This window comes from Streptosporangium sp. G12 (assembly GCF_052983175.1).
In genome coordinates this window covers 131,148-157,185 of record NZ_JBRIQO010000011.1, presented here as the reverse complement: position 1 = coordinate 157,185, position 26,038 = coordinate 131,148, and the positions used below count along the sequence as shown (strand labels likewise).

Below are 26,038 nucleotides of genomic sequence, written 5' to 3'. Positions count from 1 at the left end.
TTTTTGATGTACATCCATGGGGTGGAGAGTCCCCTCATATAGTTGTGGGCCAATTGTCGGACTAGGAATTAATGGCGGGGATCGTGGGGGTTTGGGAGGGGACGGCGACCGTGCTCGCCGGCCGGTACCGGCTGGACGAGCCGATCGGCCGCGGCGGCACGGGCGAGGTCTGGCGCGGTTACGACCTGCGGCCGGGCTGGGCGGTGGCGGTCAAGATCCTGGCACCGGCGGTGGCCGACGCCGCGACGCGTGAGCGGTTCGCCCGGGAGGCGAGGACCGCCGCGCGCGTCGTCCATCCCAACGTGGTGACGGTGCTCGACACGGGCGAGCACGAGGGCCGCCCGTACCTGGTGATGGAGTTGCTGACCGGCAGGGACCTCGCCGCCGAGCTGGCCGGGCGGGGACCGCTGAGCGTGTCCGAGACGTGCCACCTGGCCGGGCAGGCCGCGCTCGGGCTGGACGCCGCGCACCGGGCCGGGGTCGTGCACCGCGACGTCAAGCCCGCGAACCTGCACCTGGGCGCGGCCGGCGCGCTCAAGGTCGTCGACTTCGGTACCGCCAGGGTCGCGACCGAGGCCGCGATGCGGCTGACCTCAGCGGGAAGCGTCATCGGCACGGCCGCCTACCTGTCTCCCGAGCAGATCCTCGGTGAGCCGGGAAACGCGGCCTCCGACATGTACGCGCTCGGCTGCGTCTGTTACGAGCTGCTGTGCGGGCGGCCCCCGTTCGCCGGCCCGGCCACGGAGGTGATCTCCCAGCACGTCCGCGACCGGCCGGACCCGCTCAGGCGGTACCGGCCCGACGTACCGGCGGAGCTGGAGAGGCTCGTCCTGGCCCTGCTGGAGAAGGATCCCGGCGCGCGGCCGACCGGGGGAGAGGTGGTCCGCCGGCTCGCCGCGACGGCCCGTCACGTGCCGGCCGCCCGCGACATCGCACCGCCGCCGCCGATGCCGACGTCCACGTACGAAACCGTGCCGCCGGCGGCCACGCCGGGACCGGTACCCACGTCGGCGTCCGTGTCCGCGTTTGTGTCCGGCGCCCTCTCCGCGCTCACGCGGGGGCGGTCGCCCGGACGGTCCGTCGCGATCGCGCTGGGCGTGGTGGCCGTGCCGGTGGCGGCGGCTCTCTGGGCACTGGTGCCATCGGACCCGGCGCGGCAGGCCGGCACGGCGGCACCGTCCGCGATCGCCGCGGTGGCGCCGTCCTCGGCACCGCCCGCGTCGCCGCCCCCCACACCGGCCGTCTCGCCGAGCGCGTCCGCGGCGCCGTCCCCGGCACCGGTGCGGCCGGCGGCGCGGGACTGGCAGGAACTCCTGCCGGCCTTCCACCGGGCGGTCACCGACCAGGAACGCGAGGGGAGGATCGACCGCAGGGTGGCCCGCGAGATCCGCGAGAGGATCGTCAAAGTGGCCCGTGCCCTCCAGAAGGGCGAGAACGAGAAGGCGCGTGACGAGCTGCGCAAGCTCGGCCGGGACCTGTCCGAGGCGCGGCGGAGGGGCAGGCTCGCCTCCGACGGGCCGCTCATCACCTTCCTGCGCGACTCCGGCTTCGTCTTCCAGCCGGACGACCGGGATCGCGAACCCCCTCGTCACCACTCCGAGGGAGACGACGAGGAGGACGGTGACGATGACGACTAGCTGGGACGCGGGCCGGTCGCCTCACGGCACGCGGCCACCGCCGGCCGGCGGCTCGCCGGGGGACGGCCGCCGTTCTCGGGGTACGGCTGAGGCATGACCAACGAAGCGAAGGACCCCCTGGTGGGGCTCGACCCGTTCGACCTGTTCGACGCCGAGGCGGAACGTCTCGACCGCTACTTCCCGGGACTCGGCGCGGAGGGCTGGGACCGCCCCTCGCGGGCGGCCGGCTGGTCGGTCCGGGACGTGCTCGGGCACCTGGCGGGAGAGGAGCTGTACAACCACGCCTGCCTGGACGACGACATCGACGGTTTCACCGCGATGCTCCGGCGTGAGGGCGTGGACGGTGGTTTCGACGGTTTCAACGAGTGGTGCGTGCGGAACCGCCGCGGCGTTCCCGTCGAGGAGGTGCTCCAGGAGTGGCGGCGCGAGAACGGGGACACGCGCGAGCGGATGCGCGCGCTCGGCCACGACGCCTCGCTGCGGACCTTCGCCGGGCCGTACCCGGTGGGGCTGCAGGCCTTCCACTACGCCTCCGAGTACGCCACCCACGCCGACGACGTCGGCGCGCCGGTCACGGAGGACGAGGCGGAGGAGCGGGCCTGGTGGCGGGCTCGGGTGGGTGCGTTCGTGCTCGCCGAGCAGGACTCGAAGGCCGAGGTCGAGCTGACCGCCGACGGGGTCTGGGTGCACGCGTACGGGGCGAGCGAGCTGCTGCCGGCCCCGGTGTTCGTGGAGGCGACGGTCGGCCGCCTGCCGGACGGCCATCCCCTCGACCGCAGGCTCAAGGCCGCCCTGCGCTGCCTGGCCTGAGCGGGGCCGCCCGTCCGGGCGGCTCCCCGCCGTGCTCTTGTCCGGGGCGGCTCCCCGCCGCCCTCTCGCTCAGTCGCCGGTGGATCCTCGCCCGCCGGAACGGCCCTCCTGGCCCTGACCCTGGCCCTGGCCCTGGCCGCCGCCCTCGCCCTCGCCCCGGCCCCTCTTCCCGTCCTTGCGGCGCATCCGGTGCAGGGTGCCCGCGTGCGCGCGCTCCTCCGGGTGGCTGCGCACCCTCCGCAGGCTGGTGATGACGGTGACCAGCAGCACCAGGAAGATGACTCCGAGGGAGACCGGGGTCGGGACCTCGGGGAAGGACTTCGAGACGTCCTCGTGCAGGAACGACAGGATGAGCTTGAGGCCGATGAAGCCGAGGATGACCGCCAGGCCGATCGACAGGTAGACCAGGCGTTCCAGCAGGCCCTCGATCAGGAAGTACAGGGCACGCAGCCCCAGCAGCGCGAAGGCGTTGGCGGCGAAGACGATGAGCGGATGCTTGGTGACGCCGAAGACGGCGGGAATGGAGTCGAGGGCGAACAGCAGGTCGGTGCTCCCGATGGCGAGGAAGACCACGAACAGCGGGGTGACCACCCGCCTGCCGTCCTCGTGGGCGACGAGCTTGCCGCCGTGCATGTCGTCGCTGACCGGGAGCACCTTGCCCGCGCGCCGGATCAGCGGGTTGTTCTCGACGTCGGGGTCCTGGTTCCGGTGCCGGATGAGCTGGACCGCCGTCCAGATCAGCAGCAGGCCGAAGATCAGGAACGTGAAGGAGAAGAGGGCGATCGCCGCCGCGCCGACCGCGATGAGGACGGCGCGCAGCACCAGGGCGGTGGCGATGCCGAAGAGCAGCACCTTCTGCTGGTGCTCCTCGGGTACCGAGAACCGCGCCATGATGATGACGAAGACGAAGAGGTTGTCGACGGAGAGGCTCTTCTCCACCATCCATCCGGCGAAGTACTCCGTCGCCAGTCCCGGCCCGGCCAGCCACCACAGGACCAGGCCGAAGGCGATGGCCACGCCGATGTAGAAGACCGTCCAGGCGGTGGCCTCGCGCATGCCCACGGCGTGCGGCCGGCGCGCCGCCACCACGAAGTCGAGGGCGAGCAGCACCACCACCAGCGCGATGACCGCGATCCACATGCCCACCGAGTCGATCGCCATCCGCGTCCTCTCTCACCGCCCGAGATCACTCGCTTTACCCGGGGCGAGGACCTCCACACCCGGTGACCACCGAAGGGATCCACGGCCACCGACGGGTCCGCCCCCTGCCCGCCGGGGTGTCCGGCGGGCAGGGGGCGGAGGGGACGAATCCGGTGGGACGGGTCAGCGGGCCGCGCCCGCGCGGCGCTTGGTCCACACGTCGAGGGCGACGGCGGCGAGCAGGACCAGGCCCTTGAAGAGCAGGACCTGCTCGCTGGGCGCGCCGATCAGGGACATGCCGTTGTTGATCACGGCCATGATGAGACCGCCGGTGAGCGCGCCGACCACCTTGCCGACGCCGCCCTGGACGGCGGCGCCGCCGATGAACGCGGCCGCGATGGCGTCCAGCTCGAAGCTGTTGCCCGCCGTCGGCCCCGCCTGGTTCAGCCGCCCGGCGAAGATGATCCCGGCGACCGCGGAGAGCACGCCCATGTTGACGAAGAGCCAGAACGTGACGGACTTGACCTTGATGCCCGACAGGCTCGCCGCGTGCAGGTTGCCGCCGATGGCGTAGATGTGGCGGCCGAAGACGGCGCGGTTGGTCATGAGCGTGTAGCCCAGGACGAGGATCGCGAGGAGCACCAGCACCCAGGGCAGGTTCTTGAACCTGGCCAGCTGCACGATGATGACCATCACCACCGCGGAGGCGGCAGCGATCTTCAGGAAGAACAGCGGCAGCGCGTCGACCTTCTGCCGGTAGCCCAGCCGCGCCTGGCGGGCCCGCCACTGCGTGCCGGCGATCCCGGCCACCGCGGCCAGGCCGATGAGCAGCGTCAGCACGTCGGCGCCGCCGAGCGGGCCGAGGCCGATGTTGCCGAAGAAGCCGGGCACGAAACCGTTGGCGATGGTCCGCACCTCGTCGGGGAAGGGACCGATGCCCTGGTTGCCGAGCACGGTAAGGGTGAGCGCCCTGAAGATCAGCATTCCGGCCAGGGTCACGATGAACGCCGGGATGCCGAAGTAGGCGATCCAGTAACCCTGCCAGGCCCCGATCAGCGCGCCGACGATCAGCGTGACGAGGAGGGCCAGCGGCCAGGCCACGTCCATGTCGACCATCAGCACGGCCGCTATCGCGCCCGTGACCGCGACCACCGAGCCCACCGACAGGTCGATGTGCCCGGCGATGATGATCAGGATCATGCCGATCGCGAGAATCAGGATGTAGGAGTTCTGCACCATGATGTTCGAGATGTTCTGCGGGCTGAGCAGCCTGCCGTCGGTCAGGACGGAGAACAGCACGATGACCAGTGCGAAGGCGATGTAGATGCCGCTCTGCCGCAGGTTGAAGGAGAAACGGCCCCCCGGCGCCTTCGCGGGCACCGCCAGGAGGTCGCCGCCGCCCGGTGGCGGTGCTCCGGTCTTTCCTGCGGGTTCGGCGACTCCGTGCGCCGGGACCTGGCCGCTGCTCATCGTGCTCCCTACTCCTTTTCCTTGGTCATGAACTGCATGAGCCGCTCCGGGGTGGCCTCCGCCCGGGGGACCTCACCGGTGATGCGACCGGCCGACATGGCGTAGATGCGGTCGCACACGCCGAGCAGCTCGGGAAGCTCCGAGGAGATGACCAAGATGGCCTTGCCCTGGTCGGCGAGCTGGTTGATGATCGAGTAGATCTCGTACTTGGCACCCACGTCGATGCCCCGGGTGGGCTCGTCGAGGATCAGCACGTCCGCGTCGGTGAAGATCCACTTCGACAGCACCACCTTCTGCTGGTTGCCGCCGCTGAGCTTCCCGGTGACCGACAGCACGCTGGGAGCCTTGATGTTCATGCTCTCGCGGAAGCCGTCGGCGACCTGGTACTCCTTGTTGTCGTCGACCCAGCCGCGCTTCGCCAGCTTCCCCAGCGCCGCGGCCGAGACGTTCCGCTTGATGTCCTCGATCAGGTTGAGCCCGTACCGCTTGCGGTCCTCGGTGGCGTACGCGATGCCGTGGTCGATCGCCTCGCCGACCGTGCGGAGCTGGATCTCCCGCCCGTCCTTGTAGACGCGGCCGGAGATGCCGACCCCGTAGCTGCGGCCGAACACGCTCATCGCCAGCTCGGTGCGCCCGGCGCCCATCAGGCCGGCCAGGCCGACGATCTCGCCGCGGCGCAGCGTCAGGTTGGCGCCGGAGACGACGGCGCGGCCGTGCTGGCTCGGGCTGTGCACGGTCCAGTCCTCGATCCGCAGCGCCTCCTCGCCGATCTTCGGCTCGTGCGGCGGGTAGCGGTTCTCGAGGTCGCGGCCGACCATGCCCGAGATGATGCGGTCCTCGGAGACCTGGTCGTTCCTCATGTCCAGGGTCTCGATCGTCCGGCCGTCGCGCAGGATCGTGGTCGAGTCGGCGATGGCCCGGATCTCGTTCAGCTTGTGGGAGATGATCACCGAGGTGATGCCCTCCTCGCGCAGCCCGCGCAGCAGGTCGAGCAGGTGCGCGGAGTCCTCGTCGTTGAGCGACGCGGTCGGCTCGTCGAGGATGAGCAGCCTGACCTTCTTGGAGAGCGCCTTCGCGATCTCCACCAGCTGCTGCTTGCCCACCCCGATGTCCATCGAGGCCGTCACCGGGTTCTCCCGCAGCCCGACCCGCTCCAGCAGCTCGGCGGCCTCGGCGTTCGTCCGGTTCCAGTCGATCAGGCCGCGGCTGGTCCGCTCGTTGCCGAGGAAGATGTTCTCGGCGATCGACAGGTACGGGCTGAGCGCCAGCTCCTGGTGAATGATCACGATGCCGCGCTTCTCGCTGTCCCTGATGTCGGAGAAGCGGCACGGTTCGCCGTCGAAGAGGATCTCGCCGTCGTACGAGCCGTGCGGGTACACGCCGGACAGCACCTTCATCAGCGTCGACTTACCGGCGCCGTTCTCCCCGCAGATCGCGTGTATCTCGCCTCGCCGTACCACCAGGTTGACGTCCTGCAGGGCTTTGACGCCCGGGAACGTCTTGGTGATGCCACGCATCCGAAGTATGTCGTCGGTCATGCCGTCCGCCTCCGCACTGCCTTTCCGCTCCGTGGGCACCGGGCCGGCGGCGGCTGGGACGCCGCCGGCCCGGTGTCATCCGTCATGACACCGACACCGCTACTTGAGCTGGTCCTCGGTGTAGTAGCCGGAGTCGACGAGGACCTTCTTGTAGTTGTCCTTGTACACGATCACGGGGTCGAGCAGGTTCGACGGGACGACCTTCTCGCCGTTGTCGTAGTCCTTGGTGTTGTTCACCTCGGGCTTGCCGCCCTTGAGCACGGCGTCGGCCATCTCGACGGTGACGGCGGCCAGCTCGCGGGTGTCCTTGTAGATCGTCGCGTACTGCTCGCCCGCGATGATCGACTTGACCGAGGCGGCCTCGGCGTCCTGGCCGGTCACGACCGGGTACGGCTGGTCGGCGGTGCCGTAGCCGCTGCTCTTCAGCGCCGACAGGATGCCGATGGACAGGCCGTCGTACGGGGAGAGGACGCCCTGGACCTTGGTGTTGCCGGAGTAGGCCTTGGTGATCAGGTCCTCCATGCGCTTCTGCGCGGTGGCCGGGTCCCAGCGCAGGATCGCGACGGTCTTGAAGTCGGTCTCGCCGCTCTTGACGACGAGGGTCTTCTTGTCGATGTACGGCTTCAGGGTGTCCATCGCGCCGTTGTAGAAGAAGGTGGCGTTGTTGTCGTCCGGGGAGCCGGCGAAGATCTCGATGTTGAACGGGCCCTTGGCGTCGCCCTCGGAGCCGTCCTCCTTCTTCAGCCCCAGGCCGACCAGCAGCGAGGTCGCCTGCTGCACGCCCACCTTGTAGTTGTCGAAGGTGGCGTAGTAGTCGACGTTCGGCGAGTTGCGGATGAGCCGGTCGTAGGCGATGACCGGGATCTTCTTGTCGGCCGCCTCCTGGAGCTGCGTGGTGATGGCGGTGCCGTCGATCGAGGCGATGATCAGCAGCTTGGCGCCACTGGTGATCTGGTTCTCGATCTGGTTGACCTGCGTGGGGATGTCGTTCTCCGCGTACTGCAGGTCGACCTTGTAGCCCAGCTTCTCCAGGGCGCTCTTGACGTTGTTGCCGTCGTGGATCCAGCGCTCGGAGGACTTGGTGGGCATGGTGACGCCGACGAGGGTGTCGGCGGGTGCCGCGGAGGCCGCTCCCGACGCGCCCTGGTCGACGGTCTTGACGCTGGAGCCACAGGCCGTCACTCCCATGGCGAGAGCCAGGCTCACCGCGGCGGTGGCCAGCTTCGCGAACTTCATCGAATACCTCCAGTGTGGGAGCCCGTCCGGGCCCGGGGGCGGGCCGGGAGGGCGGTGGGACGCGGTGCGTCCCGGGAGTAGAGGGTGCCGTGGCGGCGCGTCCCGGCTTCCGGAGTGCCACCACCGGGGCGCGTCCCGTCCGAGCCGCGCTCACGGCGACACCGGAACGGGCCGGGACGCGGCCCGCTCCGGTGTCCGTGAGCGTGTTGGTGAACGTGACCGTGAGCGTCTTCACGGACGTCGTCGTGAGCCTCGCTGCGAGCGCTCACACCAGCGGCGTCAGACCGGGTGGTGGTCCGTCCGGCTGTGTGACGAGCTATCAAATGCCCGAGTCGGCCGACTGTCAACCCCCGGGCAGTCAGGAGTTCTCGCACCATGGAGACCTTCTCGCAGGAGATGTGAACGCTAACAAGAGAGTACGCGCCAGTTAAGGGCGTGATGACGGCAACGTCAAGTGGGCGTTAACGGATGATCTCTGAGTAATAAGAACGTAATCTCGGGGGTGCTTGACGAGAGGCATTGTTAGCGCTCACAGTCTGTCCCAAGCCATCCTGAAGGAGCCGACCCTTGAGCCCGAGTCTCGAACGACGTCCGCCGGTGATGGCGGACGTCGCCACGAGGGCCGGCGTGTCACACCAGACGGTCTCGCGCGTGCTCAACGATCATCCCAATGTCCGCGCCGAGACCCGGGCCCGGGTGCTGGAGGCGATCAACGAGCTCGGCTACCGGCGCAACATGGTCGCCCGCGCCCTGGTCACGAGACACACGCGCACCCTCGGGGTGGTCAGCTTCGACACGACCCTGTACGGGCCCGCGAGCACGGTCTACGGGATCGAGCAGGCGGCCAGGGCGGCAGGATACTTCGTCAGCATGGTCAGCCTCAAGACCATCGACACCGCGGGCGTGCGCGACGCGCTCGGCTACCTGGCCGAGCAGTCCGTCGACGGGATAGTGGTGGTCGCGCCGCAGCGCTCGGCCGCCCCGGCGCTGGCCGACGTGCCCACCGACGTCCCCGTCGTGGCCGTCGAGGGCAGCCACGCGGGTGATGTGTCGGTGGTCAGCGTCGACCAGGTCGAGGGCGCCCGCCTGGCCACCCGGCACCTGCTCGACCTCGGCCACGAGACCGTGTGGCACGTCGCCGGCCCGTCGGACTGGCTGGAGGCCGACGGGCGGATCGAGGGCTGGAGCGAGGTGCTGACCGCCGCGGGCCGTCCGATCCCCGAGCTGCTGTCCGGAGACTGGAGCCCGCGCTCCGGCTACGAGGCCGGGCTGCGCCTGGCGGCGACGCCGGGCGTCACCGCGGTCTTCGTCGCCAACGACCAGATGGCGCTCGGGGCGCTGCGGGCCTTCGCCGAGCTGGGCGTGCGGGTGCCCGAGCAGATCAGCCTCGTGGGGTTCGACGACATCCCCGAGTCCGAGTTCTTCACCCCGCCGCTCACCACGATCAGGCAGGACTTCGGGGCGGTCGGGAAGCACAGCATCGAGGTCCTGCTCAGGCAGATGGAGGCGGGAGCGGAATGGTCCCACGAGCGACACGTCGTCCCGCCGCGGTTCGTGGCCAGGGCCAGCACCGCGCCGTTCCGCCCCTGAGTCCGCGTACCGTGGTGATGCCGTGCCCGAGGTCGCGGCCGGGTTCGGGCGCCTTTCCCGGCTCGGGTCCGTGCCGTCCCGGCGTGCCGCGCCGCGCCTGAACCCCGCGGATCCGGCGCGGTCGTCCGTGCCGGACCCCCCGTACCGAGGTCCCAACGTCCCGATGTCCTGGAGATGATGTGAACGCTAACAACGATCGTTACGTGGTCGGTGTCGACTTCGGTACGCTGTCGGGCCGCGCCGTGGTGGTCCGGGTCGGCGACGGTGCCGAGATGGGCGCCGCCGTGCACGAGTACGCCCACCGGGTGATCGAGGAACGGCTGCCGGGCACCGCCGTGCGCCTGGGCCCCGACTGGGCGCTGCAGTCGCCGGAGGACTGGCGGGAGGTGCTCCGCCAGGCGGTGCCCAAGGCGGTGGCGGCGGCCGGGATCTCCCCGTCGCAGGTCATCGGCCTGGGAACCGACTTCACCGCCTGCACCGTGCTGCCCGCCACCGCCGACGGCACCCCGCTGTGCGAGGTCGACGGGCTCGCCGACCGCCCGCACGCGTGGCCGAAGCTGTGGAAGCACCACGCGGCGCAGCCGCACGCCGACCGGATCAACGCCGTCGCCGCCCGCAGGGGAGAGGCGTGGCTGCCCCGTTACGGCGGGAAGATCTCCTCGGAGTGGGCGTTCGCCAAGGGCCTCCAGGTGCTGGAGGAGGACCCGGAGGTCTACGGCCGCGCGGAACGCTGGATCGAGGCCGCCGACTGGATCGTCTGGCAGCTCACCGGCGTGGAGACGCGCAACGTGTGCACGGCCGGGTACAAGGCCATCCGCCAGGACGGCCGTTACCCCTCCGCGGAGTTCCTCGCCGAGCTCAACCCCGCCTTCACCGGTTTCACCGCCAAGCTCGGCGGGGAGCCGTCCCCCTTGGGCGGCCTCGCCGGACGGCTGGACGCCCGCGCCGCCGCGTGGACGAAGCTGCCCGAGGGCATCGCGATCTCGATCGGCAACGTCGACGCCCACGTCACGGCCGCCGCCGCCGACGCCGTGCGGCCCGGCCAGATGGTCGCCATCATGGGCACCTCCACCTGCCACGTCATGTCCTCCGACGCCCTGGCCGAGGTACCCGGCATGTGCGGCGTGGTGCGTGACGGCATCGTGCCCGGCCTGTGGGGGTACGAGGCGGGCCAGTCGGGTGTCGGCGACATCTTCGGATGGTTCGTCGAGACCTCGGTGCCGGGCTCCTACGAGCGCGAGGCGGAGGAGCGCGGGCTCACGGTGCACGAGCTCCTCACCGAGCGCGCCGCCGCGCAGCGGGTCGGGCAGCACGGCCTGGTGGCGCTCGACTGGCACAACGGCAACCGTTCGGTGCTGGTCGACCACAACCTCTCCGCCGTGGTCGTCGGCCAGACGCTCGCGACGAGGCCCGAGGACACCTACCGGGCGCTGATCGAGGCCACCGCGTTCGGCGCCCGCACGATCGTGGAGACCTTCGAGAGCTCCGGGGTGCCGGTGACCGAGTTCGTCGCCGCGGGGGGCCTGATCAAGAACCACTTCCTGATGCAGGTCTACGCCGACGTACTGCGCCGCCCGATCTCGGTGATCGGCTCCGAGCAGGGGTGTGCCCTGGGGTCGGCCATCCACGCCGCGGTCGCCGCCGGGGCCTATCCCGACATCACCTCGGCCTCGGCCGCGATGGGCGGGCGCGGCGAGGCCGTCTACGTCCCCGACGCCGGGCGCGCGGACACCTATGACCGGCTGTACGCCGAGTACCGCCGCCTGCACGACCACTTCGCCGACGGGGAGATGCTGCACGGCTTGCGGGCCCTGCGCAACCAGGCCGGCGAGAACGAGAAGAACACGTCGACGAACAAGGAGGACGCGTGACCGGGCGCGAGGAACATCTGAACGGGCGGGCGCTGCCCCCGCCCCCGCGCGTGGCCGGGCATCCGGCACCGCGCGTGACCGGGCACCCGGGCTCGCACCGGACGGGGGCGGCCGGATGAGCGCCGTCGTCAGGAAGCTGCGGGAGACGGTGTCCGCGCTCCACCAGGAACTGGTCCGCTACAACCTCGTCGCCTGGACGGCAGGGAACGTCTCCGGCCGGGTCCCCGGCGAGGACCTCTTCGTCATCAAGCCGTCCGGGGTGATGTACGAGAACCTCACCCCGGAGTCGATCGTGGTGTGCGACCTGGACGGCGAGCTGGTCGAGGGCGAGCTGGCGCCGTCCAGCGACACCGCCGCGCACGCGTACGTCTACCGGACGATGCCGCGGGTGGGCGGGGTGGTGCACACCCACTCCACGTACGCCTCCGCCTGGGCGGCGCGGGGCGAGGCCATCCCGTGCGTGCTGACGGCGATGGCCGACGAGTTCGGCGGCGAGATCCCGGTGGGGCCGTTCGCGCTGATCGGCGGGGACGACATCGGCAAGGGAATCGTCGCCACCCTGGAGGGCCACCGCTCCCCGGCGGTCCTGATGCGCAACCACGGCGTCTTCACCATCGGCGCGGACGCCCGCGCCGCCGTCAAGGCGGCGGTGATGTGCGAGGACGTCGCCCGCACCGTGCACGTGGCCCGTCAGCTGGGCGAGCCGCTGTCCATCGCGCAGCCCGACATCGACAGTTTGTACGACCGCTACCAGAACGTCTACGGGCAAAGGAGTCCGCGGTGACCCTCCACGAGCGAGAGATCTGGTTCCTCACCGGAAGCCAGGGCCTGTACGGAGAGGACACGCTGGCCCAGGTGGCGGAGCAGTCCCAGAAAATCGCCGAGCAGCTTGACGAGACGCTGGCGTTCCGGGTGGTGTGGAAGCCCGTGCTCACCGACGCCGCGTCGATCCGCCGGGTCTGCCTGGAGGCCAACGCCTCGGACGCCTGCGTCGGGGTGATCGCCTGGATGCACACCTTCTCCCCGGCCAAGATGTGGATCGCCGGGCTGGACGCGCTGCGCACGCCGCTGCTGCACCTGCACACCCAGGCCAACGTGGCGCTGCCGTGGAGCTCCATCGACATGGACTTCATGAACCTCAACCAGGCCGCGCACGGCGACCGCGAGTTCGGTTACATCCAGTCCCGGCTGGGCGTCGCGCGCAAGACCGTCGCCGGGCACGTGAGCGACCCGGCGGTGGCGGCGCGCGTCGGCGCCTGGGCGCGGGCCGCGGCCGGGCGCGCCGAGCTGAGCTCGCTGCGGCTGGCCCGCTTCGGCGACAACATGCGCGACGTGGCGGTCACCGAGGGCGACAAGGTGGAGGCGCAGCTGCGCTTCGGCGTCTCGGTCAACACCTACGGCGTCAACGACCTGGTCGCCGCCGTCGACGCCGCGGCGGACGCCGACGTGGACGTCCTGATCTCCGAGTACGAGGACACCTACAAGGTCGCCCCCGAGCTGCGCGCCGGAGGCGAGCGCCACGACTCGCTGCGCTACGCCGCCCGCATCGAGCTGGGGCTGCGCCACTTCCTCACCGAGGGGGGCTTCGGCGCGTTCACCACCAACTTCGAGGACCTCGGCGGGCTGCGGCAGCTGCCGGGGCTCGCGGTGCAGCGGCTGATGGCCGACGGCTACGGCTTCGGCGGCGAGGGCGACTGGAAGACCTCGGTGATGGTGCGCACCCTGAAGGTGATGTCGGCCGGTCTCTCCGGCGGCACCTCCTTCATGGAGGACTACACCTACCACCTGACCCCCGGCCAGGAGGTCATCCTGGGCGCGCACATGCTGGAGGTCTGCCCGACGATCGCCGCCGGGGTGCCCTCGTGCGAGATCCACCCGCTGAGCATCGGCGGGCGCGAGGATCCCGTCCGGCTGGTCTTCGACGCGGAGCCGGGTCCCGCCGTGGTGATCGGCCTGTCCGACATGGGGGACCGGTTCAGGCTGGTGGCCAACGAGATCGACGTGGTCGCCCCCGCCGAGCCGCTGCCCAGCCTGCCCGTCGCCCGCGCGGTGTGGAGGCCCCGCCCGAACCTGAGCACCTCCGCCGAGGCGTGGCTGACCGCCGGGGGCCCGCACCACACGGTCCTGTCGTCGGCGCTGACCACCGAGGAGCTCACCGACCTCTCCGAGATGCTCGGTGTCGAGCTCCTGGTCATCGACGCGGACACCACCGCCCGCCAGTTCGCCAAGGAGATCCGCTGGAACCAGGCCTACTACCACCTGGCGCGCGGTTTCTGATCCGCCGGACCCCGCCCGTCCACCACCCGTTCCCGCCGGCCCCCGGTGCCCTGCCGCTCGGAGGGCGCCGGAGGACGTGCCGTCGCAGGCGGCCCGCCGTGCGCGGCCTGCCGTACGCGGCTCGTCGTACGTGACGTGCCGTACGTGGCTCGTCGCGGGCGGCGGGAAGGGCGGGGTCCGCGTGCACACCGGAGCACTACGGGCGGATTCGGTGGCCGTCGTCCAGCAGGCGGGAGAGCACGCCGAGGGTGGCCGCGCCCGCCGCGACGCCGCTGAGCAGGGAGAGCGGCCAGGGGGACCCGGCCACCAGGGCGAGCGCGCAGGCCAGCGTCGCGATCACCGCCGTGGCGGCCACGACGAGCAGTACAGGTACGGAGAACATCGGCTCACTCCCGCAGGGGGCGCCGCCGGGGTTCCGGCGGCACTGTGGTCGAGGACCGGCTCCGGTGGAACCCGTACTCGCCCCGATACGTCCTGCCCATCCTGAGCGCGGTAATCACGAACCGGGCAAATCCTTACTCGTCCTGATACGTCCCGCGCATCCTGGGCGCGGTGCTCATGAACCGGGCGAACCCGCGCTCGTCCCGACGGCCCCGGCGCGTCCCGCCCGTCCCGGGCGCGGTGATCACGAACCGGACGTGCCGCGACCGGCAGGGCCGGGTGGTGCGGGGCGCGGGTATGCCCGGCCCCGCCGAGAGGGTAGGAAGCGCCGGTCACTTCTGGGCGTCGTCCGTGTGAAATTCAGTGAACACGACCACTCGAGTCGACCTTCCATTTGCCGGTTCACCTGGATGAACACGAGTTTTTCGTGTGAACAAAAACCGGTCCCTTGTTCACCAAACTCAGGTCTGATAGAACAAACGGCACATGTAGGTCGGGTGGGCCGTCAGTGCCGCGATCCGCCCACCTCGCGGCCTATCCCTCATGGCCCCTGGAGGACTGCGATGCCCGGTTTGCCTCACCCCCACGGCCCGGTGTCCCCCGCGCTGTCCCGTCGCTCGATCCTGCACCTCGGGGGTGGGGTCGCCCTCCTCTTCGCGACCGGGTGCGCCGCGGGTACCAAGGCGGGCGGCTCGGACACCCCGGCGGCGAGCGCGGCCCCCGGCGGGAGCGCCGCCCCGGCCGCCTCGGCGCTGCGGATCGCGGTGGGCAGCTACCTGAGCAGCTGGGACCAGGACTTCGTCGGATTCGACCTGACCGCGCTGATGCTCTACAAGAACGTCTTCCCCTACATGGTCGACTACGGGGTCACCTCGGTCGGCGGCGGCCGGATCCTCGACACCGAGGCCGTCGCCCCGGCCTTCGCCGAGTCCTTCGAGCCCGACGCCGGCAACAAGGTCTGGACCCTCAAGCTGCGCAAGGGCGTGAAGTTCGCCAGCGGCAACGAGATGACCGCCAGGGACGTCAAGTGGTCCAAGGACCGCGCCTTCGCCGCGAAGGCCAACGTCGCCGGGATCTACCGGCTGATCGGGCTCACCGAGGCGGACCAGGTCGAGGTGGTCGACGACCACACCGTGACGTTCACCCAGGCGTTCCCCAGCGCCCTCACCCGGCAGATCCAGGCCATCTCGCTGTACGTCTTCGACTCCGAGGAGGCCAGGAAGCACGCCACCGACGACGACCCCTGGGCCAAGGAGTGGTTCGCCAAGAACCCCCCGAGCGGCGGCTACTTCAACGTCGGCAAGGCGGTCCAGGGCCAGGAGATCCTGCTCACCGCCAACACCGGCTATCCCGGCCCCGACGGCGCCAAGAGCCCCGAGATCAGGCTCACCGTGGTGCCCGCCGCCGCCAACCAGCGCCTCCAGCTGCAGAACGGCGACATCGACATCGCCTTCGGGATCGGCCAGCGCGACATCAAGGACCTCAAGACCACCCCGGGCATCAAGGTCATCTCCGCGCCGAGCAACAGCCAGGTCGCCATCCAGATGTCGGTGACCACCGCGCCCTTCGACGACCCCGCGGTCCGCAGGGCGCTCGCCCACGCCGTCCCGTACGAGCAGATCATCGCCAACGTCTACGGCGGCGACGCGCGGCCCGCCAGGAGCGTCGTCCCGCTGGACATGCCCGGCTACTCCGAGACCGGCTACCCCTACACCTACGACGTCGCCAAGGCCAGGGAGACGCTGGCCGGGGCGGGCAGGACCTCGGTCACCTCCGAGCTGGTCTTCCAGACCGACAGCGAGGAGCAGCAGCAGATCGCCGTCCTGGTGCAGAGCGAGGCCGGGAAGGCGGGCATCGAGCTGAAGCTCACCCCGCTCGACCCCGCCACGCTCGCCGAGCGCAGGGAGAGGAAGAACATCCCGCTGCAGATCACCGTGGGCCAGCTCTGGGTCAACGACGTGGAGTACATGCTCGGGACCAGCTTCACCAAGGGCGCCAGCCTCAACTACTCCAACTACGTCAACGACGAGATCGAGAAGATCTTCGAGGACTCCCACACCGTCGTCGACGAGGCGGAGCGCGCCAAGCTCTGGCTGCGCGTGCAGGAGATCCTGGCCGGGGACGTGCCGTGGGTCGTCGTCTGCCAGCCCGACTTCAACCTCCCCGTCAGGGAGTCGGTGGCGGGCTGGGTCCAGCCGATGGACGGTCTGGCCCGGCTGCGCTACCTGAGCGTCGCCGGGTAGTCCGTGCGCATCCTCCGGTTCCTCCTCAGACGGCTGCTCCAGCTCGTCCCGGTGCTCCTCGGGGTGGTCGTCCTGACCTTCCTCCTCGTCAGGGTCCTGCCGGGCGACCCGATCCGCACCATCCTCGGCCCCAACGCCACGGAGGCCGACGCCGCCGCCGCGCGGGCCAGGTTCGGGCTGGACCGGCCGTTGTGGCGGCAGTTCCTCGACTACGCCGGGGGGCTGTTCACCGGTGACTTCGGCACCTCCATCCAGAGCGGCGCCCCGGTGGGCTCGGAGATGGCCGTGCGCGTCGGGCCGACCATGGAACTCGTGGTGATCGCGCTGGCCGTGGCGCTGGTGCTGGCGACGGTGCTCGGCATCTGGTCGGCGCGCAACGCGGGCCGGTTCGGCGACCACACCGTCCGCGTCGCGGCGCTCGTCGGCAACTCGGTGCCGGAGTTCTGGCTCGGCCTGGTGCTGGTCCTCGTCGGCTACAGCGTCCTGGGCTGGTTCCCCGCGCCCAGCGGCCGGGTCGACCCCGGCACCGACCTCAGCCTCATCACCGGCGCCGACCTGCTCGACGCGGCGCTGACGGCCAACGGCCCCGCGTTCGTCTCGGCACTGGAACACCTCGTGCTGCCGGTGACCACGCTGGTGATCGTCATCGTCGCGCCGCTGCTGCGCAGCGTCCGGGCCTCCGCGCTGGAGGTGCTCGCCTCCGAGGCGTACGCGGCCGCCGCCGCGCACGGTCTCGGGGACCGGCTGCTGCTGCGCGGCTACCTGGTGCGGGCCGCGCTGGTGCGCCTCCCCGCGCTGGCGGCCCTGGTGTTCGGCTTCTCCATCGGCTCGACGGTCCTCGTGGAGTACGTCTTCTCCTGGCAGGGCTTCGGGCAGTGGGCGCTGCGCGGCCTGCTCTACCGGGACTACCCGGTGGTGCAGGCGTCGGTGCTCGTGATCGCGCTGTTCTACGTGGTGGTGTTCCTCGTCGCCGACGTCGTCCAGGCGGTCCTCGACCCGAGAGTGAGGATCTGATGCCGGACGCCGAACACGCCCCCGACGCCGGACGCGTACGGAAGCCCGATGACGCGCGTGCCCCGAGGACCGGGCGCGTCCGGGAGGGCGATGGGGACCGGCGCTTCGCGTCGTCCCTGATCACGGCCGGTTCCGCGATCCTGGTCCTGGTCGCCGTGGCGGTCGTGTTCGCGCCGGCGCTGACCGCGTGGGGCCCCGAGGAGATCGACCCCCTCGCCTCCCTCGCCCCGCCGGGCGGCGCCCACCTCCTGGGCACCGACCTCAACGGCATGGACGTGTGGAGCCGGGTCCTGCACGCGGCCAGGCTCGACGTCGGCATCGCGGTCGCCGCGGTCGCCCTGGCCGTGGTCGCGGGCAGTCTCGTCGGCCTGGTCGCCGGATACCGGGGCGGCCGGCCGGACGACGTGCTGATGCGAGTGCTCGACGTCTTCCAGGCGTTCCCCACCTTCATCCTGGCCCTGGCGGTGGCCGCGCTGCTCGGCGGCGGGACCGCCAACCTGGTCGCGGTGATCGCGCTGGTGAACGCGCCCGCGTACGCCCGGCTGGTGCGGGCCGAGGTGCGCTCCGTCAGGGAACTGCCCTTCGTGGAGGCGTCCCGCGCCTCCGGGGCCTCCTTCTGGGGGGTGCTCTGGCGGCACGTACTGCCCAACAGCCTCACGCCGGTGCGCGTCATCGCCCCGCTGAACTGCGGCTGGGCGATGCTCACGCTGGCCGGGCTGTCCTTCCTCGGCCTCGGCGTGCCGGTGCCCACCGCCGAATGGGGAGCCATGATCAGCCTCGGCACCGGGGACGTCGTCGCCGGCCGGTGGTGGACCTCGGTACCTCCCGGCCTCTTCCTGCTGATCTGCGTCCTGGGCTTCAGCCTCCTCGGTGAGGGCCTGCAGGAACGCGCCGACTCCACGAGGAGGTGACGGGCGATGACCCTCCTGTCGATCGAGGACCTCTCCGTCGTGATCCACCGCCCCGGACGCCGGGTCGCCGCGCTGAGCGGGGTGAACCTGAGCGTCGAGCCCGGCGAGGTGGTCGGCCTGGTCGGCGAGAGCGGCGGCGGCAAGAGCATGGTGGCCCGCTCGATCGTGGGCCTGCTGCCCGGCGGCTCCCGTACGGCCGGGCGGGTCCTGTTCGACGGCGCCGACGTGCTGACGATGGGCGCCGCCGAGCTGGAGTCCTTCCGGGGGCACGGCGCCGCGATCTGCTTCCAGAACCCGCGCGGCGCGCTCAGCCCCACCAGGACCGTCGGCCGCCAGCTCGTCGACCGGCTCGTCACCCACCGGGACCTGGCGCCCGCCCCCGCCAGGGAGGTCGCCGCCGAGCTGTTCGAGTCGGTCGGCATCCGCGGCCCGAGACGTCGCCTGGACGCCTACCCGCACGAGCTCTCCGGCGGCATGGCGCAGCGCGTCATGATCTCGCTGGCCACCGGGTGCGCCCCGGGCCTGCTGATCGCCGACGAGCCCACCACCGGGCTGGACGTGACCCTCACCAGGGAGATCCTCAACCGCTTCCGGCTCGCCGCGAACGCCGAGCGGCGCGGCGTCCTGCTGATCTCCCACGACCTCGCCTCCATCGCGGGGGTCTGCGACCGCGTCGTGGTGCTCTACGCCGGGACGGTGGTGGAGACCGGTCCGGGGCCGCAGGTGCTCGACGAGCCCGCCCACCCCTACACGCGGGCGCTGCTGCGCTCGGTGCCCGACATCGACGGGCGCCCGGTGACCGCCACCCCCGGCGCGATGCCGCTGCCGGTGGAGGCGCCGTCCTCCTGCCCGTTCGCGCCGCGCTGCGCGCACGTGACGGAGTTGTGCAGGACGGAGCTCCCGCTCGCCGAGGCACTGGCCTCCGACTGGAGCGCCGCCTGCTTCCACCCCCGCTCCGGGCCCCTCACCGAACCCGACGGCACGCCTCCGCCCGTGGACGCGCCTCCCCGGTCGTCTCTCACGGAGACCGCGCCCGTGGACGCGGAGCCGCCCGGCCGTACGGGGGCACCGCCCGTGCGTACGGTCGTCCCGCCCTGCGCGCGGGTGGGCTCCGGGGCGGGGGCCGCCTCCGCAGGGAGGACGGGAGCGGAGGTGCTGCGCGTCGAGGACGCGCACGTTTTCTACCGTGCCCGCTTCGGCGGCGGGGGCCACCACGCCCTGCGCGGGGTCAGCCTCCACGTCGCCGCGGGCGAGACCCTGGGCATCGTCGGGGAGAGCGGCTGCGGCAAGAGCACGCTGGCCAGGCTGGTGCTCGGGCTGGTGCCGCCCTCCCAGGGGCGGGTCGAGGTCGCCGGGCGGGTGCTGTCGGAGCTGCGCGGCCGGGAGCTGCGCCGCCTGCGCACCCGCGTCCAGCTGGTCTTCCAGGATCCCGTCGAATCGCTCAGCCCCCGGCGGACCGTGGCGGACGCGATCGGTGAGCCGCTGCGCGCCGCCGGGGTGCCCGCCTCCGAGCGGGCGTCACGCGTCGCCCGCGTCCTGGAGCGCATGGAACTGGACCCGTCGATCCTCGGGCGGCGCCCGCACGAGCTGTCCGGCGGGCAGGCGCAGCGCGCCGGCATCGCCCGCGCGCTCGTCGGCGACCCCGACCTGATCGTCTTCGACGAGCCGACCTCGGCGCTCGACGTCACCGTGCAGGCGCAGATCCTGAAGGTGATCGCCGAGGTGAGCGGCGACCGCTCGCGCGGCACGGTCTTCATCTCCCACGACCTGGCCACCGTCCGGGGGTTCTGCGACCGCGTCGCGGTTCTCTACCTGGGGCGGATCGTCGAGGAAGGGCCGGTGGAGGAGGTCTTCGGCAACCCGCTGCACCCCTACACCCGGGCACTGCTGGCCGGCGCCCCCAGCCTCGGCGCCGGGTACGGCGGCCCGCGGGTCGAGCTGACCAGGGACCTGGAGGAGGCGGACGCCGCCGCGGGTTGCGCCCTCGCGCCGCGCTGTCCCTTCGCGACCGGCGAGTGCCGGGAACAGGAGCAGGAACTCCGCCCGTACGACGCGAGCCTGGTCGCCTGCCGGCGCGCCGCCGAGATCCCCGCCCTGATCGAAAGGTGACAACCGCGATGCCCGACCTCAAGCACCTCCGGCTGGCCGTCGACATCGGCGGCACCTTCGTCGACGCGATGGAGCTGGACACGCGCACCCACGAGGTGCGCTTCAGGAAGGCCTCGACCACCCCGGCCCGCCCCTGGGAGGGCGTGCTGGACGCGGTCACCGCGCTCGGCACCGACCTGTCGCGGGTGGAACTGTTCATCCACGGCACCACCCTCGGCCTCAACGCCGTCCTGGAGCGGCGCGGCGAGCCCACCGGGATTCTCACCAACGACGGCTTCCGCGACATCTTCCTGATCGGCAGGGGCAACGTGCCCGCCGACCACATGTACGACTTCCAGTACGAGCGGCCCGAGAGCCTCGTACAGCGCCGCCACACCGCCGGGGTGCGGGGACGCCTCGACCACCGGGGCCGGGTGGTCGAGGAGCTCGACGCCGCCGGGGTGAGGGAGGCCGCACGGGTCCTCGTCGAGGAGCGGGGCGTGGTGTCGATCGCCGTCTGCTTCCTGCACTCCTTCCTCGACCCCTCCCACGAGCGGGAGGCCGCCCGGATCATCCGCGAGGCGTACCCGGACGTGACGGTCTCGGTCTCCACCGACATCGTCAGGGAGTACCGCGAGTACGAGCGGACCAGCACGACCGTCCTCGACGCCTACATCCGGCCGATCTTCGAGAGGTACGTGGACCGGCTGGAGCGCGGGCTGGCCGAGCGCGGGTTCGGCGGGCGATTCCTGATCATGCGGTCCGGCGGCGGTTCCATGACGTCGGCCGTGGCCAAGACCTCCCCGACGCACACCGTGCTGTCGGGCCCGGCGGGCGGCATCGTGGGCGCGGCGCACATCGCCGCCGCCCTCGGTCGCCGGGACCTTCTGACCTTCGACATCGGCGGTACCTCGCTGGACGCGTGCGTGATCGAGCACGGGTCCCCGGTGGCCGCCTACGAGGCGCAGCTGGAGCACTTCCCGCTGCTGATCCCCACCTACGACATCCGCACGATCGGCGCCGGAGGGGGCTCGATCGCGTGGCTGGAGCGGGGATTGCTGAAGGTGGGGCCGCAGAGCGCGGGTGCCGACCCCGGCCCGGTGTGTTACGGCCGGGGCGGCACCCGCCCCACTGTCACGGACGCGGCGGTCGTCCTCGGCTACGTGGACCCGGCCCGCTTCCTGGCCGGGGCGATGGAGCTGCGGGCCGACGCCGCCCGCGCGGCGCTCGACGAGCAGGTGGCCGGGCCGCTCGGGCTCGGCCCGGAGGCCGCGGCGGCGGGCGTCTTCGACGTGCTGCTGGCCAGGACCGTCGGCGCGGTCCGGCAGATCACGGTCGAGCGGGGACACGACCCCCGCGGCTTCTCGCTGCTCGCGTTCGGCGGGGCCGGGCCGCTGCTCGCCCCGCTGCTCGCGGCGGAGATGGGCATCGGCGAGGTCATCGTGCCGTTCGCCCCGTCGGGCTTCTCCGCCTGGGGCATGCTCAGCGCCGACATCGTCGACGACTTCTCCCGTACGGTGGCGGCCACCCTGGACGACGCCGACCTCGACGGGCTGGAGGCGGTGTTCAAGGGCGTCGAGGCCGAGGCGGTCGCCTCCCTGGAGGCGCAGCGGGTCCCGGCCGGGCGCATGGTCCTCGAGCGCCGGTTCGAGCTGCGTTACCTGGGGCAGGAGCACTCGCTCATCGTCACCGCGGGCCGCGACCTCGACCGGGACGCGATCAGGCGGGCGTTCGAGGAGACCCACGCGGCGCGGTACGGGCACGCCATGGACAACCGGGTGCAGATCCTCAACCTGAGGGTGCGCGGCGTCGGCCGTACCGACAGGCCCGAGCTGGTGGTGCGCCCGCCGGGCGACGGCGACGCGAGCCGGGCGCTGCTCGCCCGCAGGGACGCCTACGACTTCGGCACCCGCGCCACGGCCTCGTTCGCCGTCTACGACCGCGCGCTGCTGGAGCCCGGTGACGCGTTCGACGGGCCCGCCCTGGTCGACGAGGGCACCTCGACCACCGTGGTCCCCTCGGGACAGCGGGTCGAGGTCGAGGAGCACGGCTACCTGCTGGTACGGCTTGTGGAGGCGGAGTCATGACGGAGCGGCTGGACGGCGGGCGACAGGACGACGGGCACCCGGACGGCACGCGCACGGACGGCGCCCGGCCGGAAGGCGCCCGGCTGGACGGCGCGACCGCCGAGGTGGTGCGCAGCTACCTGCTCGCGGCGGCGGAGGAGATGCGGGCCACGCTGATCCGCACATCGTTCAACCCGGTCATCTACGAGGTCCACGACTTCGGGATGTCGATGTACGACGCGGACCTGCGGCTGATCGCCGAGGCCACCGGGCTCACCTTCTTCCTCGGCGCCAACGACTTCTCCCTGCGCAAGGGTGTGGAGTATGTGGGGCGGGAGAATCTGTGCCCGGGTGATGTGGTGTTGTTGAACTATCCGTACTGGAACGCGGCGCATTCCTATGACGCGACGTTGTTCTGTCCGGTGTTCGTGGGTGTTGATCTGGTGGGTTTCCTGTGTGTGCGGGCTCATTGGATGGATCTGGGGGCGAAGGATCCGGGGTATGTGCTGGATTCCACGGACATGCATCAGGAGGGGATTATCTTTCCGGGAACGAAGGTGTTCTCGGGGGGTGTGCCGAATCGGGAGATCATCGAGTTGATCCGGTTCAATTCGCGGATGCCGGATCTGGTGATCGGTGATCTGAACGCGCAGGTCGCCGCGCTGCGCACCGGCGAGCGCCGGTTCCTGGAGATCCTGGAGAAGTTCGGCCGTCCGACCGTGGACGCCGCGGTCCGGCGGATGGTCGAGGACGGCGAGGCGCGCACCCGCGCCGCCCTCGCCGAGCTGCCGCAGGGCTCGTGGACGGCGGTCGACTGGCTGGACGACGACGGGATCACCGAGGAACCGGTCCGCATGCAGGTCACCGTCACCATCGCCGACGGCACCTTCACCGTCGACTTCGCCGGTTCCGCGCCCGCCGTGCCCGGTCCCGTCAACATGCCGTTCGGCGCGACCATCGCGATCTGCAAGGTCGTCCTCAAGGCGCTCACCTCGCCCGACGAGCCGTCCAACTTCGGTACGACCGTTCCCCTGGAGGTGCGGGCCGAGCCGGGCACGCTCTTCCACGCCGTCTACCCGCAGCCGACGTTCACCCTCTGGACCGGCATCGTCGCGGTCGAGCTCATCCTGAAGGCGCTGGCGCAGGGGATGCCGGACCGGCTGCCGGCCTCCTCTGGGGGCGACGTGCCGGGGTTCATGATGGTCGGGATCCATCCGGAGACCGGGCAGATGTTCGCGGTCAGCAACAACGACCCGGTCGGCTGGGGTGCCACCCCCTCCCACGACGGCATGAACGCCGCCACCCACGTCTCGGGCAGTACGGGGCGCATCACCCCGATCGAGGTCCTGGAGGCCAGGACGGGGATGTTCTTCGAGCGGGTGGAGCTGCGGGAGGACTCCGGGGGTGCGGGGCGGTTCCGGGGCGGGGTGGGGCTGCGGCGTGACATCCGTTTCGTGGTGCCGGGGGAGTTCCTGTCGGTGATCAAGAAGACGCGGTCGCGGCCGTGGGCGCTGGAGGGCGGGCTGGAGCCCGAGCCCAACCAGGTGGTGGTCTTTCCCGGCACCGAGCGCGAGCAGCGGGTGAGCACGAAGCGGACCCGGGTGGAGGTCGGGGACCGGGTCACGGTGCTGACGGCCGGGGGCGGCGGGCACGGCGATCCGCGCGAGCGCGATCCGGAGCTCGTCCGCCGCGACGTCGCCGAGGGCTACGTCTCACCCGACGCAGCCCGCCGCACCTACGGGATCGACGATGTCTGAGCCCTTCGCCCTCGAAGACGTCGCACCCGTCGCCCCGGACGGGAGAAAGGCCGCCCCCGCCGGTGAGGGGCGCGTCCGGGTGGACGGCGCGAGGGTCGGGGTCGTGCGCAGCCGTCTCACCTCGGCCGCCGAGGAGATGCGGGCCACGCTCGTCCGTACCGCCTTCAACCCGGTCATCTACGAGGTCTTCGACATCGGGAGGGCCCGATGAACGGCGCGGTCAACGACGTGGTCCTCGTCAACTGCACCGTCACCGACGCCCGCGCCCGCGGTGTTCCCGGTGCGGCCCCGGGGAGCCGTACGGCGGCCGGAGCGGCGAGTGACGAGGGGCGGATCGCCGACGCGGCGGTGTGGATCCGGGGCGACCGGATCGCGGCCGTGGGCCCCCGCGAGGAGATCCTGGAGCGGACGGGCGACGCCCACCCGGTCGACCTCGACGGCGCGCACGTCACCCCCGGCCTGGTCAACATGCACACCCACCTGTCCCTGTCGCTCCCCGGCCGGGGAGGCGACAGCGTGAAGAACATGACGGCGCACGAGCTCGCCCTCTACATGGCCGACGGCGCCCGGCGCACCCTGCACTGCGGGGTCACCACGGTGCGGTGCGTGGCCGAGAAGGACCACGCCGACTTCGCGCTGCGCCGGGCGATCGAGTCGGGCCGGGCGATCGGCCCGCGCATCTTCACCGCCGGTCGCGCCCTGGTGTGCACCGGTGGCCACGGGCACGAGGGGAGCGACACCCTGGAGTGCGACGGCGCCGACGGGTTCCGGCGCGGGGTGCGCAGCCAGGTCAAGGCGGGCGCCGACCTCATCAAGATCATGATCTCGGGCGGGATCGCCGGGGAGCACGAGAGGATCGACACCCCGCAGCTGTTCTCCGACGAGCTGGCGGCGGCACTGCAGACCGCGCACGCCTGGGGCCGCAAGGTCACCGCGCACGCGGGCCCGGCGGCGGTGATCGCCGAGGCCGTCGAGCTGGGCCTCGACTGCGTGGAGCACGGCTACCAGCTCACCCCCGAGGTCGCGAAGAGGATGGCCGAACGCGGTACCTCCCTGGTGCCGACACTGCTCGTCACCCGCTGCAAGGAGTTCTTCGACGAGCTCGGGGTGCCGGAGTGGATGCAGTGCCGCTCGCTCGGTGCCGGACCCCGGCACCTGGAGAGCTACGCCATGGCCCTCGACGCGGGGGTGGACGTCCTGCTGGGCAGCGACATGCCGCCGTTCTGGGACTTCGAGGGGACCAACGCCTCGGTACGCGAGCTGGAGTGCATGTCCGAGGGCGGCCTCGGCCCGGCGGCGGCGCTCCACGCCGGCACGCTCGGCCCGGTGCGCTGGCTCGGCGCCGCCGCCGATCTCGGCACCGTCGAGGTCGGCAAGTACGCGGACCTCATCGCGATGGACGCGGACCCGCTCGCGGACACCTCGGCCTTCCGCGGGGTCCGCTGGGTGATGAAGGGCGGCCGGGTCGTCCGCGACGACCGGTCGGGATGGGAGAAACCATGAACACCGCCTCCGGCGCGGACGCCGGCCTGATCGCGGCGGGCATCGACGACATGTACGACGCGTTCCTCGCGGCCGACCGCCGCCGGTTCGACGGGCACCTGCACGACGAGGTGACCACCTGGGAGACGCACCTGCCGGGACCGCTGCGGACCCGGGCGGAACTCGACGCCTACCGCGACGGCCGGGACGGCTCGGGCGCCCGTCCCCGCCTCGACCGGCTGGCGGCCGAGGACAAGCGGATCGACGTGTGGGACGACACCGGCGTCGCCCGCTACGTGCTCGTCGCCGAACCGCCGGGCGGGCCCGCGCGGCGCAGCCGGGTGACCGACGTGCTGCGCCGCGTCGACGGCGACTGGCTCATCGTGCACCACCACTCCGAACTGCTCACATCGTGAACCGGAGGCCGGCCGCCCGCGCGGACGCCGAGCCGGAGGCGGTACCCCCACAGGCCGGGCCGCACGCCGTACGGCAGCGAGGATCACGGCCTGGACGGGCCGGGGGAGGAA

Annotated in this window: 20 protein-coding genes; 15 read left to right on the top strand and 5 right to left on the bottom strand. The window is 71.6% G+C overall.

All coding sequences use genetic code 11. The features are described 5' to 3' along the window. Positions 1-83 precede the first annotated feature (83 nt). Both ACVCAG_RS18515 and ACVCAG_RS18510 read left to right on the top strand, forming a co-directional pair. Positions 84-1,637, top strand: coding sequence for a protein kinase domain-containing protein (locus tag ACVCAG_RS18515; RefSeq protein ID WP_440084318.1), 1,554 nt, complete (start codon positions 84-86; stop codon positions 1,635-1,637). A gap of 93 nt (positions 1,638-1,730) precedes the next feature. Then, positions 1,731-2,447, top strand: coding sequence for a maleylpyruvate isomerase N-terminal domain-containing protein (locus ACVCAG_RS18510; protein ID WP_440084319.1), 717 nt, complete (start codon positions 1,731-1,733; stop codon positions 2,445-2,447). 69 nt (positions 2,448-2,516) lie between these two features. Here the strand turns inward: ACVCAG_RS18510 and ACVCAG_RS18505 are convergent, their stop codons facing one another. From ACVCAG_RS18505 to chvE, 4 genes are all read right to left on the bottom strand, one after another. Then, entirely contained in the window at positions 2,517-3,608 is a 1,092-nt protein-coding gene (locus ACVCAG_RS18505) for a TerC/Alx family metal homeostasis membrane protein (RefSeq protein WP_440084320.1), read from the bottom strand. A 162-nt stretch (positions 3,609-3,770) separates the two neighbouring features. Next, positions 3,771-5,057, bottom strand: coding sequence for a multiple monosaccharide ABC transporter permease (gene mmsB / locus ACVCAG_RS18500; RefSeq protein ID WP_440084321.1), 1,287 nt, complete (start codon positions 5,055-5,057; stop codon positions 3,771-3,773). 8 nt (positions 5,058-5,065) lie between these two features. Next, complete coding sequence (gene mmsA / locus ACVCAG_RS18495; RefSeq protein WP_440084322.1) at positions 5,066-6,595, bottom strand: multiple monosaccharide ABC transporter ATP-binding protein; 1,530 nt, start codon at positions 6,593-6,595, stop codon at positions 5,066-5,068. Positions 6,596-6,694: 99 nt separating this feature from the next. After that, on the bottom strand, positions 6,695-7,831 hold the full coding sequence (chvE, locus tag ACVCAG_RS18490; protein WP_440084323.1) for a multiple monosaccharide ABC transporter substrate-binding protein: 1,137 nt from the start codon (positions 7,829-7,831) through the stop codon (positions 6,695-6,697). A gap of 600 nt (positions 7,832-8,431) precedes the next feature. On the opposite strand from chvE, the gene ACVCAG_RS18485 reads away from it, so the two are divergent. The 4 genes from ACVCAG_RS18485 to araA all read left to right on the top strand — a co-directional run bounded on the left by ACVCAG_RS18485 (position 8,432) and on the right by araA (position 13,569). Further along, on the top strand, positions 8,432-9,421 hold the full coding sequence (locus ACVCAG_RS18485) for a substrate-binding domain-containing protein (protein ID WP_440084438.1): 990 nt from the start codon (positions 8,432-8,434) through the stop codon (positions 9,419-9,421). Positions 9,422-9,600: 179 nt separating this feature from the next. Continuing rightward, the gene (gene araB, locus ACVCAG_RS18480; RefSeq protein WP_440084324.1) at positions 9,601-11,292 is read left to right on the top strand and encodes a ribulokinase; all 1,692 of its coding nucleotides are present in this window, start codon (positions 9,601-9,603) and stop codon (positions 11,290-11,292) included. Positions 11,293-11,407: 115 nt separating this feature from the next. Then, positions 11,408-12,076, top strand: coding sequence for an L-ribulose-5-phosphate 4-epimerase (locus tag ACVCAG_RS18475; RefSeq protein ID WP_440084325.1), 669 nt, complete (start codon positions 11,408-11,410; stop codon positions 12,074-12,076). Continuing rightward, complete coding sequence (gene araA / locus ACVCAG_RS18470) at positions 12,073-13,569, top strand: L-arabinose isomerase (protein ID WP_447190069.1); 1,497 nt, start codon at positions 12,073-12,075, stop codon at positions 13,567-13,569. The genes ACVCAG_RS18475 and araA overlap by 4 nt, the downstream gene beginning before the upstream one ends. Positions 13,570-13,765: 196 nt before the next feature. Here araA and ACVCAG_RS18465 read toward each other — a convergent pair whose 3' ends face one another. Further along, positions 13,766-13,951: a hypothetical protein gene (locus tag ACVCAG_RS18465; RefSeq protein WP_440084327.1), complete on the bottom strand. Its 186-nt coding sequence runs from the start codon at positions 13,949-13,951 to the stop codon at positions 13,766-13,768. 562 nt (positions 13,952-14,513) lie between these two features. Here ACVCAG_RS18465 and ACVCAG_RS18460 point away from each other — a divergent pair. From ACVCAG_RS18460 to ACVCAG_RS18420, 9 genes are read left to right on the top strand one after another with little or no spacing between them, the layout of a single operon-like run. Then, a complete protein-coding gene (locus tag ACVCAG_RS18460; protein WP_447190068.1) occupies positions 14,514-16,193 on the top strand; it encodes an ABC transporter substrate-binding protein in 1,680 nt (559 codons plus the stop codon). Positions 16,194-16,196: 3 nt separating this feature from the next. Next, on the top strand, positions 16,197-17,207 hold the full coding sequence (locus tag ACVCAG_RS18455; RefSeq protein ID WP_440084329.1) for an ABC transporter permease subunit: 1,011 nt from the start codon (positions 16,197-16,199) through the stop codon (positions 17,205-17,207). Then, on the top strand, positions 17,207-18,118 hold the full coding sequence (locus ACVCAG_RS18450; RefSeq protein ID WP_440084330.1) for an ABC transporter permease subunit: 912 nt from the start codon (positions 17,207-17,209) through the stop codon (positions 18,116-18,118). Before ACVCAG_RS18455 ends, ACVCAG_RS18450 begins: the two co-directional genes overlap by 1 nt. Before the next feature lie 6 nt (positions 18,119-18,124). Beyond that, positions 18,125-20,227 (top strand): dipeptide ABC transporter ATP-binding protein, encoded by a 2,103-nt coding sequence (locus tag ACVCAG_RS18445; RefSeq protein ID WP_440084331.1) that lies wholly within the window; start codon positions 18,125-18,127, stop codon positions 20,225-20,227. An 8-nt stretch (positions 20,228-20,235) separates the two neighbouring features. Further along, the gene (locus tag ACVCAG_RS18440; RefSeq protein WP_440084332.1) at positions 20,236-22,293 is read left to right on the top strand and encodes a hydantoinase/oxoprolinase family protein; all 2,058 of its coding nucleotides are present in this window, start codon (positions 20,236-20,238) and stop codon (positions 22,291-22,293) included. Then, a complete protein-coding gene (locus tag ACVCAG_RS18435) occupies positions 22,290-24,029 on the top strand; it encodes a hydantoinase B/oxoprolinase family protein (protein ID WP_440084333.1) in 1,740 nt (579 codons plus the stop codon). The genes ACVCAG_RS18440 and ACVCAG_RS18435 overlap by 4 nt, the downstream gene beginning before the upstream one ends. Then, positions 24,022-24,240, top strand: a complete 219-nt coding sequence (locus tag ACVCAG_RS18430) for a hydantoinase B/oxoprolinase family protein (RefSeq protein WP_440084334.1) — start codon at positions 24,022-24,024, stop codon at positions 24,238-24,240. The genes ACVCAG_RS18435 and ACVCAG_RS18430 overlap by 8 nt, the downstream gene beginning before the upstream one ends. Beyond that, positions 24,237-25,532 carry an amidohydrolase family protein gene (locus tag ACVCAG_RS18425; RefSeq protein ID WP_440084335.1) on the top strand — a complete coding sequence of 432 codons (1,296 nt, stop codon included), beginning with the start codon at positions 24,237-24,239 and terminating at the stop codon, positions 25,530-25,532. The genes ACVCAG_RS18430 and ACVCAG_RS18425 overlap by 4 nt, the downstream gene beginning before the upstream one ends. Next, on the top strand, positions 25,529-25,927 hold the full coding sequence (locus ACVCAG_RS18420; protein WP_440084336.1) for a DUF4440 domain-containing protein: 399 nt from the start codon (positions 25,529-25,531) through the stop codon (positions 25,925-25,927). The genes ACVCAG_RS18425 and ACVCAG_RS18420 overlap by 4 nt, the downstream gene beginning before the upstream one ends. Positions 25,928-26,038 lie beyond the last annotated feature (111 nt).